The sequence below is a fragment of the Chitinophaga sp. H8 genome (assembly GCF_040567655.1).
Classification (GTDB): Bacteria; Bacteroidota; Bacteroidia; order Chitinophagales; family Chitinophagaceae; genus Chitinophaga; species Chitinophaga defluvii.
In genome coordinates this window covers 101,259-115,364 of sequence record NZ_JBEXAC010000004.1, presented here as the reverse complement: position 1 = coordinate 115,364, position 14,106 = coordinate 101,259, and the positions used below count along the sequence as shown (strand labels likewise).

Genomic DNA, 14,106 nt, shown 5'->3' with positions numbered 1-14,106 from the left:
GATTATTGTTTTATAAAAAAGCGCACTACAACAAAATGGTACGGACACTTTTAACAGCCTGTGTATTCCTGGTGGCCAGTCAGCAGCTGGTAGCACAAACCGCATTGCCGGTAGTAGCCAGGCCAGCTGCTGGCAGTCAGCAACCTTTGATCTTATATATTACGGGAGATGGCGGGATGAAGCAGTTTTCCACGAAAGTGGTGACTGCCTTTCAGGACCATAATTATCCCGTAGTAGCCCTCAATGCCCTCAAGTACTTCTGGACCAGAAAGGCGCCGGAAAAGGCGGCAGCCGATATTACTGTGTTGATCCGGCAATACCAGGCCCAGTGGCATCTGGGGCCGGAGGTGATATTGGTAGGATATTCTATGGGCGCAGATGTAATGCCTTTTGTTTATAATGCTTTACCGGAAGAAATGAAAGCAAAGGTGCAGCAACTGGTTTTATTATCTCCCTCTCAATTTACAGATATGGAAGTACATCTCTCCAGCATGATGGGTATGTCTGGTAATAAGGGGATGAGTGTGGCAGAAGCTTTGAACCGCATCATACATACCCCGTTGTTACTGATCTTCGGGGAGCAGGAAAAAGATTTCAGCCTGGCAGCATTAACGATCCGCGGTTATAAGCACCTGGTTCTGCCCGGGGGGCATACCTATGGGGATGATGCAGCGGGGGTAGTGGGAAAGATCGTGGAAATATTGTCGGGAAAGCATGAATAATACTGGTGGCAGTAGCTGTTAATAGCCATGCATTCTTTTAAAGCGTTTAGCCACTTCTGCACTTACATTAGCCATAATAGGCACTTTTATATGCCCCAGCATCACATATTCTTTGCTTACTTCCGTCACAAAGTTAAAGTTGATAATATACCAGCTATGCACCCGCATAAACAGGGAAGCTGGTAATTGAGCGGTGATCCAGTCGAGTGTTACCTGGGTCGTGTGAATTTGCTGAAGGGTATGCAGGTGTATAAAATCATTTAATACTTCTACCACCTGCAGTTGATCGTAATAGATTTTTTCATCCTGATTATCCTCGCAGGCAATCATAAAATGATCATCATATTTTTTAGGAGGAACATCTGTTGCATGTTGGTAGATGAGGTTATATACTCTTTGTGCTACCTCCAGAAATCTTTCAAAAGTAAAAGGAGCTTGTAATAAGTCCATGGAGTAAATGGTAAAGGGTTGGGAGCTGTTGTCGGGATAGGAGAGGATGAGAAATGGCAATGTATTTTCGAGGCGGGTGTCCATCAGGAAAAATTCTTCTGTTTCTGGTACGTTCTGCCCCAGCAGCACTACATGAATGAGTTCTGTGCTGAGCATGACATAGGCATCCGCTACAGAAGCGTAACGGTTGGCCAGGAATATAAAAGGCGTCTGGCTTGCATACTGGTCCAGGTTGGGCATACCGGGAGGGTTATCACCGATGATAATACAATTCAATTTTAATTTGCTGCCTGAAGGAAGACTAGAGGTCATAAATTGATAATTGTTTTTGACAGGGATTTTCGTGGTTATTTTGCTTGTTGGACAATAAGGTTGTTTGCTTGCACTGAGTAATTAAAGGATAGCAGGTAACTAGATAGAAACCCGCCTGTTATTACCATTAAAATCTAATCTAAACCGCGTTATGAGAAATGTATCCGGTTATTAATGATATCCTGCCTTTTGTCTGGTTGTTGTTTTAGTTCCTTGCGGGGAGGTTCATATAGCAGTCATCATCAATCAGGGTAGTCTTTTTAAAGGAGGCATCCTGCATAATTTTAAATGGGCGGTAAGTTTCGATTTCTTCCAGTATTAACTTAACATATACATTGGTTTGAGTAGCGGTGGGTACATCCATGTTGTTGGTGATTCTTTGATAATCTCTTAATTCTCTCAGCTTTGACGTTTGCAGCGCATCTTCATTTTCCATGAGCTGCAATAATGTTTTATTGAGTTTTTTTAAAGTAGCAGATAGCGTGCTCTGGGCAGGCGGTTGATTAGATTCATTGAAAGCAGACAGATCATTCATATAGATCTTAATAATTTTGATGGATGAAACGGCGGTAAATGCGATATACTTAAAGCCAGGCTATTGGAAATACTATGTGCTATGTTTTTGTTTATCAAGGCATACAATACAGTACTTTATTAAGCGTGTACATTGTAATAGGGGTGATAAGTTCTTCATAAATAGTAGGTTGAGTTTTGGAGTATATCCTACTTATCCAATCATAGGGTGTAATATTACGATGTTTTAAGTGAATGGGAATAGGAACCGGATACATTAACTTCAAGTTAACGATCAAGGGAGAAATGGCAGGGCAAACAACCTAAACCCCGTGGTCCTGGGGACAGGAGCGGGTGCAATAAAGAGATATGGTATGGCCGTAAAAACATAATGGTTATCCGGCTAGTTCCGGAAACCAGTAATAGCATCCTGCAAGCAGCAGCAGTAAGATACCTTCTGATACCAGGTTTTTAATAAACCGGATATTAAAGCCTCCTTTTTCACCGTAATAATAAGTTTCCTTATAACGGTCGTACTCGATAGGCGCACCTAAATCTTTCATCATCTTCAGAAACTCGTATAAGGTACGTTCTGAAATACGGAGTCTTTTGGCTAACTGAGCAGGTTTGCCTGTTCCTTTGATTTTGATCAGATGATCAACTGTCTGTAGTCGCTCAAAATAACGCTTGGGCATATGGCATAGGGGGTTGACGGGTAACGGAATATACATTTTTTAGTGCATAGCAGCAAAAAAAAGATTAATTAGTTGATTACTAAAACGATTAATACTCATATGCCCCTTGACAGGTTTTCATGTTCATATTAACGGATTTTGAGGGTTTAAATAAAGTACCGGTTAAAATAGTAATTGCAAAATAAGATAATTTACTGCGGTATAATTGCAGGAAGTCATAATGCGCCAAAAACCCCCATAGATGCCCCGGCTGTTTTATCTGTAAAAAATATAAAAACTATTTACTACCTTGATGCTGTGATATTGTTCAACCCGTAAAAATAATGTGACAACCCTTACCTGTATGCGTTTATCCTTGATGTTTTTTTGTTTGTTATGTGCACTGTGCAGTATGGCACAGGATAGTACCCTGCGTAAGGCCCGGGAAGTACCGGTCAAATACTATTCCCAGGTACAGCAAAAATCAAAAAAGCTGGAGCGGCAGGTAGAAAAGCGGACACAAAAAGCGTTGAGCCGTTTTGCCAGGGAGGAAAAGCGGATGCAGTCCAAATTGGCAAAAATGGACTCGCTGGCTGCCAAAAATATCTTTACCAACTCCATCGATTCTTTGGGTAGTCTGAAAAATAAGATCAAGCAAAAGACAGGTAAATATGAACAGGCATTGTCCGGTAATTATTCCGGTTACCTGGATACTTTACAAAGCTCCCTCGGGTTTCTGAAAGAATCCAAAGACTTGCTGGGGAAAACAAAAGGGGTAAAAGAGAAGCTGAATGGCTCCATGCAAAGTGTACAGCAATTGCAAAGTAAATTGCAGCAGGCGGAACAGGTGAAGGCCTTTATCCGGGAGCGCCGCCAACAGCTAAAAGCACAGTTGGCAGGATATGCAGGTTTTACAAAAGACCTGCAGCGGCTTAATAAGGAAGCCTATTATTATGCCCAGCAGCTTAATGAGTACAAAGCTGTATTCAAGGACAAGAAAAAGGCGGAGGCCAAGGCATTGGAGTTGATCAGGAAAGTGCCTGCTTTTCAGGATTTTATGCAAAAGAATTCCCGGCTTGCGGGACTATTTAATATACCCGGAGGAGCTGCAGGTACACCTAACTTGGAGGGGTTGCAAACGCGTGCCCAGGTAGAGCAACTGATACAGCAGCGAATGGGGGGCGGTGGGCCTGATGCCCGTGCTGCCGTAAGCCAGCAAATGGAGGCAGCCCGTAGTCAGTTTGACCAGCTGAAAAAACAATTCCCGGACCTGGATAATGCCGCAGAGATGCCCGATTTTAAGCCTAATGAAATGAAAACCAAAAGTTTAATACAACGGTTGGAGTTTGGAGGCAACATTCAGTTTCAGCGGAGCAGCCAATTTTTTCCTACTACCAGCGATATAGCCGGACAGGTGGGCTACAAATTTCACAAGAATGGTAGTGCGGGCCTGGGAGCCGCCTATAAATTAGGTATGGGTACCGGCTTTGATAATATCCGTTTCAATAGTCAGGGGGTGGGATTGCGCAGTTTCATAGACTGGAAACTGAAAGGCACCTTCTTCATCAATGGTGGTTTTGAACAAAACTATAATACCCCCTTCGGCGACGTGAGCCAGTTAAAACAATTTGATAAGTGGACAGGCAGCGCGCTGATAGGGATCAGCAAAAAGTATAAAATCAGTAGTAAAGTCAAAGGGAATATGATATTACTCTATGACTTTTTATATAACCAGCATGTACCCCGGACAGACCCTATAAAATTCCGGCTGGGATATAATTTTTAACCTGCATTGTTATCATATTTAAATCTATTTATCCATATGTTATTTAAGCCTATTTCCCTTGCCTGCCTGTTATTGCTCAATGGCTATTTCTCCTATGCGCAGGATAGCGTGGTTGCTAATAAATTAACCGTTTTGACGAACGCGCAGTTTTTAGGTCCTGTAGTTATTCCTGCAGCTGTTAATGGATTGTCTGTTGCATCTCCAACGGGCTTGTCCCTAACTTCCAATGAGCTGAATGTTAAATCCGGTGCTCTTTATCTGGGATATAGAACTACTACTAATACCTTGATTCAAACTAATGGAGGGAATGTGGGTATTGGAACATCAAATGCCATCGCCAGGTTGCATGTACATGGAGGAAGTATTAAACTAACCAACCCAACTGCCTATCCCTGGGGAGTTAACATTGACATGAAATTGAATGAAAGCTGGGCCAGAGAGTATAGTATCAGTTATGACTCTCTGACAAAAATGCTGTCAATGGGCGTGTATGCCAATGCAGGGACTATGCATTATGCGTATATCGGTGGTAATAGTACCACCTCTGTGCATAATGCCCCCTGGATGGTATTCAGACCTGATGGGAATGTGGGGATAGGCACAACTGCTCCCGGAGCTTATAAACTGGCTGTGGCAGGGACGATTGCAGCGAGAAAAGTTAAGGTGACACAGGAAACCTGGGCCGATTTTGTATTCCATCCTGATTATCAGCTTCCTTCTTTACAGGAAGTAGAACGGTTTATCACAGCAAATAGGCATTTGCCGGATATCCCTTCTGCAAAAGAGGTGGCAGCAGATGGTTTAGACCTCGGCGAGATGAACAGGAAGCTGTTACAGAAAGTGGAGGAGCTGACGTTGTATCTGATAGCAGAAAGAAAAGAGAGGGAAGAAATGAAAAGAGAAATAATTGAATTAAGAAAGATGATCACCATTAAACCCTAATTAATAAACAGCTGTTCTATATGAAGAAAATGATTAGACATTCTTTCCTGATAATAATGCTACTTTTTTTTAGCAAAGTTATTTATGCGCAGATCAGTTTTAATAAAATAACTACCGTTATCCCAGCAAGCCCTTCAACACCTGTTAACCTTGCTACAGGGGCTACGCTTGACGGGGTGGATTACGCTACCGGTACATTGAATATTGCGATACCTATTTATGAAGTGAAGAGCAAAGATCTGGTAGTACCGATAACGCTGACTTACAATGCAACAGGAGTTAAACCTACTGATCCAGAGAATGCACCTGTAGGTGTGGGATGGGTGTTAAATGTGGGGGGAGAAATTAACCGGGAGGTCAATGGCTCAGTTTCAGGTTCCTCTGCCAGCCCGGTGGATTGGACTAGTTTGCAAGGTGGCAGCGCAAGCGAATTGGCGAAGGTGCAAGGTATGGTTGATGGAAAATATGATATAGAGCCAGATGTCTATTATTTCAGTTATCCAGGTGGTGGCGGGAAATTTTTAAGAGCAGACAATGGAAGCTACCTGGTTTTTCCTTACGATCCTCTTATTAAAGTTGGATTGACAGGAAATGGATATAGGATTACTGATGGTGGGGGTAGAAATTATTTTTATTTTGAACATGAGAAAACAGAAACAAGACAATGGGAATTTTATAAGAAGGAGAAGATAAGTAGCAGGGATTCGATGAAGTTTGTTAATACATATGATAGCCAATCGGAACAGACATATTGGTCAAAGTATAGCCTCAACAAAATTATTTCCCCAAGCTCAAAAGATTCGATCGTTTTTTCATATGATGGATCATCTCTTGGAGGAACACAGATTAGCTATAATGAATCCTTACCTGTAGCATCTATGTGTTATTTTTCAGGCAATTCTTTGAATTGTTCATCAACTTATACTCCCCAAGAACCCATATTATCTAAAACAGAAATTAAGAGAAGTGGACCTAAAGCGCTTTCGAAGATTACTTTCCCCAATGGATATATTGATTTCATTTCACCTCATGGAAGAATAGACACCATAAAAGTATTTTCCAATGATATCACAGATAAATATTTGCGAAGGATAGTCTTTTCTTATGATACGCTTACTGCCAACAGAGATAAGTTGGTATCATTAAGTTTTTATGATCGTAATGATAGCCTTGTGAATATATATAGATTTACATACCATGAAAAATACCAGTTCCCACGGCCTGATACTAAATCATTAGATTATTGGGGATACTTTAATGGTAGTAATAATAGGACCTTGTTGGCACGCGCGCTCAATTCCCCAGTTTTTTTGTCGGGAAATGATATGACTGTTAAACGTAAGGAGAACAGGGAATATTACAATATTCCTGTTTGGGAAACGGGATCGCAAACAATCTCCCTTGCGAACCGGACGCCTAATTTTGATCATGCTATAACAGGTACACTCAGATCAATTATCACAGCTACAGGTGGAATATATGAATATGGGTATTCATCACATGAATATTGGGAGTACAATGGCAGTTCTTATACGATTCGTTTTGGAGGTGGAATTAGAATAGATAGTATCAATTATTATGATGGAGCAAAGAAGCTTTTACAACGAAAAATATATGAGTATGGTAATGATATGCAGGGTGATAGGGTTGCAACCGTTCCTAAAATGGTACTTGGGCAGGATTATATGTACGCGCTCAGTTCATCTGTAAGAGCGACTCATACGCAGTATAACTTGTTTTCACATCCTGTTAATGATCTGAATCTTTTTAATGGCAGTGCTGTAATGTATTTGAAAACTACAGAATATTTGCAAAATGAAGCAGGAGTGGATAATGGAAAAACAGAGTATTATTTTAAGTCGTTTGCATGGAGTGATGATTTGTTGGAGAGTCCATATAAGAGAGATGTTAATCAGGGGCATCTGAGGGGATTACCAGAGCGAAAGGCTATTTACGCAAGGTCTGGTAATCAGTATCGTCTTGTGAACGAAGAAAATTATACATACAAAATGTTTGAAAATCCAGTAGTGGCTGGAGGTTATAAAGCAGGTTTAGGAGTAGTCAGGATTGGGAATTATAATGAGGCCGCAAATTATTCGCAGACTTGTCTGCCTACATACTCTTGGAATCCAATGTCTGAACAAAGAGAATGGGGAGAGAGATGCTTCGGGGGGAGTGGACAAGGAATAGAAGGTACTGCTATTAATTATCTTGGAAAGGAAACAGACCCTAATGATCTCTATTTTGATGGTAAGTATAAAGTAGTGAGTTTTACCCATCGCTCGATTATTTATAAACCCATCCAGCAACAAACGAAAGAATACGATGGAGGGCTTAATCCCGTTATTCGTACCCAGGTGTTTACCTATGATAATAATGCCCATTTATTGGCCACTAGTATAAGGGAGGATATTTCAAAAGGGGATGCTGGTTCTATAAATGACAGTATTATAAAAAAAATAAGGTATCCACAGGATATTTTGGCAATAGCTAATCCCGCCTTAACCAGCCAGGATTCTCTTGGGATCAGGCAACTCGAACAGAAAAATATTTTGAATATTCCTATAGAAGAGGAAAACTATAAGAACACTACCCTACTGTACAAAACAAGAACAGACTTTAAACTATGGACCGGCGATCTTATTATGCCTATCCGCCAAAATGTTAAACTTGGCAATAATCCTATGGAAACGGTAGCAAGTTTCCAGAAGTATGACGCTTTTGGAAATATTCTTGAGCAATCTAAGGAAAGAGATATGCAGCTCACTTATTTATGGGATTACGCGAATATCTATCCAGTAGCAGAAGTGAAAAATGCTATCAATAATGACATTGCCTATACAAGTTTTGAGGCAGATAATAATGGTAACTGGGTAGTGCCATCTGCTATCAGAGACGGGTCGGTTGCATTAACCGGTAAAAAGGCCTTTAATTTAAGCAATGCAGGAGCTACTGGTATTACTAAAACAGGCCTGGCAACTGCCAATGTGTATAAATTAACTTATTGGACAAAGAACAGTGCTCCTTATAGTATTACAGGTACGCAGGGTACAGTACTGCGAGGTATTACGAATAGTAGTGGATGGACTTATTATGAACATCAGATAAGCGGGATGTCGGCAGTTAAAATCACAGGAAGCGGACTGGTGGATGAGTTACGATTATATCCGGCCATGAGCCAAATGACCACCTTTACTTATTCTCCGTTGGTAGGCATGACCAGTCAATGTGATATGAAAAATCAGCTTTCTTATTATGAATATGATAGCCATGGCCGTTTAAAGGTCATTAGAGATCAAAATGGGAATGTGCTGAAACAATTTGATCTACAATATCAACAACCAATTACCAGATAATCATTAACCATTTGATAAAGAAAAGTATGCGTAATATCTCTGCCTATTCCTTATTTATAATCATATGGAGCATATTGACGAGCGTAGGAGGTGTTGTATACGGGCAAAATGTTCCAGGTGGAGCAGGTCGTGCAACAGCAGTGCCATTAACTCCCCCCTCAACTTATACTAATTCTAAGATTAATTATATCCGTACCTGGGAACCCAGTATGCCGACAACAGATACTGCTGTAGTCACAGCTGTTGGCAGAACTGTTAGTGAAGTGAAGCAAACAACCCAATATTTTGATGAACTAGGCCGCCCGATACAAATGGTAAGCAAGGGAATAAGTACATCAGGAAAAGATATTGTTGCTCCGGTGATATATGATGCTTATGGTCGGGAACAATTAAAGTACCTGCCTTATGTGCCACAAAGTGGTAACGTAAGTGATGGGAAGTTTAAAACAGATCCTTTTAATAGCCAGCGTTCATTTTATCAGAATAATACGTTAAATCCAGGAGCAGCTGGGGAGAGTGTATACTATAGCAACACGGATTATGAAATATCACCATTGAATCGCGTATTAAGAACTTTTGCACCAGGTAATAGCTGGGCAAAAAATGATCTTTCCACTGTTGAAAGGGGAGGTGACAGGCCGGTACGTTATACTTATTATGGAAATGATGTAAATGATTCTGTGCGTATCTGGAATATGCCGATCGGTGGCGTTTTACCTACCAGTACAGGTTTTTATGCGCCTGGGAAGTTGTATAAAAATCGCACATCCGACGAAATGAACAATGCGGTAGAGGAGTTTAAGGATAAACAAGGACGTTTGGTTAAAAAGAAAGTGCGAAAGGAATATTACAGCAGTAATGCACATAGTGGATGGCTTTGTACTTATTACGTATATGATGACCTTGGAAATCTGCGTTTTGTAATTCCTCCTTTGGCTACCGAAAAACTCCTGGGTAACTGGAATGTGGCCCCTTTAGCGAGTGAACTTTGCTTTCAATATCAGTATGATGAACGTAATCGTATGATTATGAAGAAGGTGCCAGGAGCAGGCCCTGTATATATGGTATATGATGTCAGAGATCGTCTTGTATTTACCCAGGATTCTGTGCAGCGTGCGAAGTCCCCGCAGGAGTGGCTGGTGAATTTTTATGATGGGTTGAACAGGCCTGTAATGACGGCACTGTATAAAGCAAATACTACCCGTGCTGCCTTGCAGAGCAGTATGAATACAGCCCTTACTAATACAGCTAACATATCCCATACATTTCCAGGGGCTTCCGATCTCATAGTAGGATCTTATGACGGTAGTACAGAACTTTATGAAGCTACTCAAAGCATAAGCTTTCTGGATGGGTTTGAGTCAACTACCGGGGCAACCTTTCTGGCAGAAATTAACCCTGCTGCAAGTACCAGTATAACTATTCCTGCTACAAATCCATTGCCAGGAATAGCAGCCAGCTCTTTGACTCCTTTATCATATACGTTTTATGATAACTACAATTACAAGGATAGGATCGTACCCGTAAATGGCGATCTTGGGAAGCCACAGGCAGGAAGCAATGCTTATGCTGAAACACCAACAATAAGTAATTTGACAAATGGTCTGGTGACAGGTACTAAAACGCTCGTATTAGGAACTAACAAATGGCTTACTACAACTAACTATTACGATGCAAAAGGAAGGGTAGTACAAATATTGTCGGATAATATTAATGGAGGAGCAGATGTACTTACCAGTCAATATGATTTCAGTGGAAAGCTAATAAGCAGTTTTCAACGGCATAGCAACTTGAAAAGCATTACCCCTGAAAGCAGTGTCCTGACAATGCTGCAGTATGATGTGGGTGGCCGCCCGGTTGCCACGAAAAAGAAATTTAATGATCTGGCAGGGCTTGAAAGAACAATTGCAGAAAATACTTATGACGAATTAGGTCAATTAAAGACCAAACGGCTGGGGGTAACTGGCCCAACAGCTCAGTTGGAGGTTTTGAATTATGAATATAATATCCGGGGATGGCTAAAGAGTATCAATAAGGATTATGTTAATACTACCTTAAATAATGTCAGCCATTTTGGACAGGAGCTGAGCTATGATTATGGATTTACTGTCAAAAATCAGTTTAATGGTAATATCGCAGGCATAAAGTGGAAAGGGTGGAATGATAAAATACCACGGGCCTACGGTTATGATTATGATAGTTCCGGACGAATAATTACAGCTGATTTCAGCCAACAAAACACAAGTGGAGCAAGTTGGACACGTAACGTAATGGATTATTCTGTAAGTGGCATTGCTTATGATGAGAATGGCAATATAAAAGCCATGAATCAAAAAGGGATGGTGGGTACTGAAATCCGTACTATTGACCAATTAACTTATGCTTATCAGGCAAATAGTAATAAATTATTGGCAGTTGCTGATCCAAGTAATACTGCCACTGCAAAACTTGGAGATTTTATTAATGGTACCAATTCTGGGAATGACTACTCGTATGATGGAAATGGAAATCTGATGGTTGATCTTAATAAAGGCATTGCTTCAATTACTTATAATCATTTAAATCTACCACAAACAATTACTATCAGTGGAAAGGGTAGTATTAACTATCAATACGATGCTGCTGGTAATAAGCTAAGGAAAACAGTTATTGATAATACTGTAACCCCTTCTAAAACTACTTCTACAGATTATATTAATGGTTTTGTCTACGAAAATGATACTTTGCGATTTGCAGGGCATGAAGAGGGCCGGATAAGGGTAGTTTATAAAACAGGGCAATCTCCGGATTATACATTTGATTATTTTGTGAAGGACCACCTGGGTAATGTACGGATGGTACTGACTGAGCAAAGTGATCTGAGTATGTATGCCGCGACGATGGAAACTATGGAAGCTCCGAAGGAGAACGCTTTGTTCAGCAATATTGATAACAGCCGCACTGCTAAGCCGGTTGGTTATCCTCAGGATCAAACTACTCCACAAAATGAATTTGTAGCCAAACTGAATGCCAAGGATGGTGGGAAGAAAATAGGCCCCTCCCTGGTGCTTAGGGTAATGGCAGGAGATACAATACAAATAGGTGCTAAAGCATTCTATAAATCGCAAGGCCCGCAGGAGAATAAGCATCCCGCACCGGTGGAAGATATGCTTGCCTCCCTGGTACAGGCTTTTAACGGAAGTGGACAAGGGGAGCAATCACATGCAGTGGTTTCAGCCGAACCTGCTTCCCCATTTGCCAATAATTTTACCAGCAGCGATTATCAGCGTCTCCAACAAAAGGACCCTGACCAGTTTAAGCAGGATAAACCTAAAGCCTACCTGAATTTTGTATTGTTCAATGATCAGTTTAATTTAGTAGAAGAGAATAGTGGGGTAAAACAGGTACAGGGGGAACCTGATCAGCTGCAAACCTTGGCAAAGGATAATATGGTGGTACAACAGAGCGGGTTCTTGTATGTATACACCAGTAATGAAAGCCCGCAAGATGTGTTCTTTGATAATGTAATGGTAACACTTGCCAGTGGTCCTGTTTTAGAGGAAACGCATTATTACCCGTTTGGATTGACGATGGCGGGGATTAGTTCGAATGTTTTGAGGGGCAGTAATTATCCGGAGAACCGGATGAAATACAATGGAATAGAGCTACAAAATAAGGAATTTAATGATGGTACGGGCTTGGAAATGTATGAGGCCCCATTAAGATCATTAGATCCTCAGATAGGCAGATGGTGGCAGATTGATCCAAAGATTGGTGATATGGAAGGCTGGTCACCTTACACTTCCAACTTTAATAATCCTATTAGTTTTAAGGATCCCAGAGGTGATTTCCCATGGATTATTATTCCAATTGTAGTGGGATTGTTAACTGTTTCTCAACCAGCAGTAGCTCCTACAGGAAAACCTTCTGATGTTCCGGCAATAAGGGCCGCAAGAGATAATGCTGGAATTCATACAATTGCTAGCTTTGCTTCTGGAGGTGTAAAACCTTTAGCCAGCTTATTTGAACGAAATCCAGCGGTGCAAGGCGGAAAAATGGATGATCTTTCTAAAAAACAAGGTTTTGATAGGCATGAAATTCCGTCTGCTTCATCCTTGAAGAATACTGGTAAGGCGGAAAAGGGCGAAGCGCCAGCAGTGCAGACACCTACCTCATTGCATGCGGAAACAGGCAGTTTTGGGGGGTATAGATCAGCTAGGGAATATAGAGCAGTTGAAGAAGGATTGCTGAATGAAGGAAAGTTTGAAGATGCATTTAGGATGGGAGTAGATAATCTACGTGTTGTAATGAAGGAAAACCCTCAAATGCTAAAAGATGCAAAAGTTACAACAAAGGATATGGAGAAAGGTATTAAGCAGATGGAAAACTATTTTAGAGACGTTTTATTACCTAAATTACAGAAAGGATTAAATAAATAGAAGCTATGACTATAAACATCACACCTTTTGTTGGTGCGGGCAATATAAAGTTAGGAACTGAAAGAGCAAAGCTTAGGGAACAATATCAGAATAAATATTCGAGTAGAAAAAGCGGAGACGATGTGATTGATTATTTTTTAAATAATCAGATTACAGCTGATTATGACGATAATAAAGCTAGTTTTATTGGGTTGAACGCCCCGTTGAAAGTTGAATACAATGGACTTGATTTGTTTAATATGTCTTATGAACAAATTTATGACGCTTTATCGGTGAAGTCTAAAGATGTATATGGTGATATCAGCTCCTTAACCTTTATGGACTTGGGGATAACATTCTATTTTGAACGGGGTAATGATATACCTAACTTCCCACTGCAAGTAGGGATTTTTACCCGTGAATACTACCGTAACAGCATGCATACCTTTAAACGCATAGAATAAATACAATGAGTACATTTTTTATAAGTATTATGGACGTTAAAACTATTTTTTTAAAATGGTCCAATTGAGGTGATGTACAAAAGCGATAGTATTTGTTTTGATGTCACTGATAATCATTTAACTTCTTACAACTAGTAATTATCCTATTGAGAGTAATGAAAAGTTATTGAATTAAGAGAGATTTGATTAAAATAAAAGAGCTGGAAAATTTTCCAGCTCTTTTATTGGTATTTTCTGAGAAAAGCACTTTTCCTCACCCCATCGAATTACTCCACAGCTGAGTAGCTTTGCCATTTACCTGATGCATGTTATTGTTTAACCTCCGCGTGGTTTTACGGGCAGCTTCTTTAGCCCTTTCCAGGAGTTTGTCTGCTTTATCACGATTTTTTAAATATATAATGAGACCAGCAGCGGCGGTGCCTACAACGGAAGCGGCTATGAGTATCTTTTTCATGTCTTTCATGTTTTTGTTCTTGGGAAATGAAACAAG

The 14,106-nt window shown here is 40.5% G+C and carries 10 protein-coding genes; 6 read left to right on the top strand and 4 right to left on the bottom strand.

Annotation, left to right across the window (positions count from 1 at the left end; all coding sequences use genetic code 11):
• Window positions 1–35: 35 nt before the first annotated feature.
• Window positions 36–722 (top strand): AcvB/VirJ family lysyl-phosphatidylglycerol hydrolase, encoded by a 687-nt coding sequence (locus ABR189_RS29460; RefSeq protein ID WP_354664119.1) that lies wholly within the window; start codon window positions 36–38, stop codon window positions 720–722.
• Window positions 723–740: 18 nt separating this feature from the next.
• On the opposite strand, the gene ABR189_RS29455 is transcribed toward ABR189_RS29460, so the two are convergent.
• The 3 genes from ABR189_RS29455 to ABR189_RS29445 form a co-directional block, all read right to left on the bottom strand.
• Complete coding sequence (locus ABR189_RS29455; RefSeq protein WP_354664117.1) at window positions 741–1,484, bottom strand: LytR/AlgR family response regulator transcription factor; 744 nt, start codon at window positions 1,482–1,484, stop codon at window positions 741–743.
• Between the two features lie 205 nt (window positions 1,485–1,689).
• Complete coding sequence (locus ABR189_RS29450; RefSeq protein WP_354664116.1) at window positions 1,690–2,019, bottom strand: hypothetical protein; 330 nt, start codon at window positions 2,017–2,019, stop codon at window positions 1,690–1,692.
• Between the two features lie 373 nt (window positions 2,020–2,392).
• Window positions 2,393–2,692, bottom strand: coding sequence for an HTH domain-containing protein (locus tag ABR189_RS29445; RefSeq protein ID WP_354664115.1), 300 nt, complete (start codon window positions 2,690–2,692; stop codon window positions 2,393–2,395).
• A gap of 343 nt (window positions 2,693–3,035) precedes the next feature.
• On the opposite strand from ABR189_RS29445, the gene ABR189_RS29440 reads away from it, so the two are divergent.
• From ABR189_RS29440 to ABR189_RS29420, 5 genes are read left to right on the top strand one after another with little or no spacing between them, the layout of a single operon-like run.
• Window positions 3,036–4,457: a hypothetical protein gene (locus tag ABR189_RS29440; RefSeq protein ID WP_354664114.1), complete on the top strand. Its 1,422-nt coding sequence runs from the start codon at window positions 3,036–3,038 to the stop codon at window positions 4,455–4,457.
• A gap of 36 nt (window positions 4,458–4,493) precedes the next feature.
• A complete protein-coding gene (locus tag ABR189_RS29435; RefSeq protein ID WP_354664113.1) occupies window positions 4,494–5,399 on the top strand; it encodes a hypothetical protein in 906 nt (301 codons plus the stop codon).
• Between the two features lie 20 nt (window positions 5,400–5,419).
• Window positions 5,420–8,755, top strand: a complete 3,336-nt coding sequence (locus ABR189_RS29430) for a hypothetical protein (RefSeq protein WP_354664112.1) — start codon at window positions 5,420–5,422, stop codon at window positions 8,753–8,755.
• 26 nt (window positions 8,756–8,781) lie between these two features.
• A complete protein-coding gene (locus ABR189_RS29425; protein WP_354664111.1) occupies window positions 8,782–13,173 on the top strand; it encodes a DUF6443 domain-containing protein in 4,392 nt (1,463 codons plus the stop codon).
• Between the two features lie 5 nt (window positions 13,174–13,178).
• Window positions 13,179–13,616 carry a hypothetical protein gene (locus ABR189_RS29420; RefSeq protein WP_354664110.1) on the top strand — a complete coding sequence of 146 codons (438 nt, stop codon included), beginning with the start codon at window positions 13,179–13,181 and terminating at the stop codon, window positions 13,614–13,616.
• 253 nt (window positions 13,617–13,869) lie between these two features.
• Here the strand turns inward: ABR189_RS29420 and ABR189_RS29415 are convergent, their stop codons facing one another.
• Window positions 13,870–14,070, bottom strand: a complete 201-nt coding sequence (locus ABR189_RS29415) for a hypothetical protein (RefSeq protein ID WP_354664109.1) — start codon at window positions 14,068–14,070, stop codon at window positions 13,870–13,872.
• Window positions 14,071–14,106: the final 36 nt, after the last annotated feature.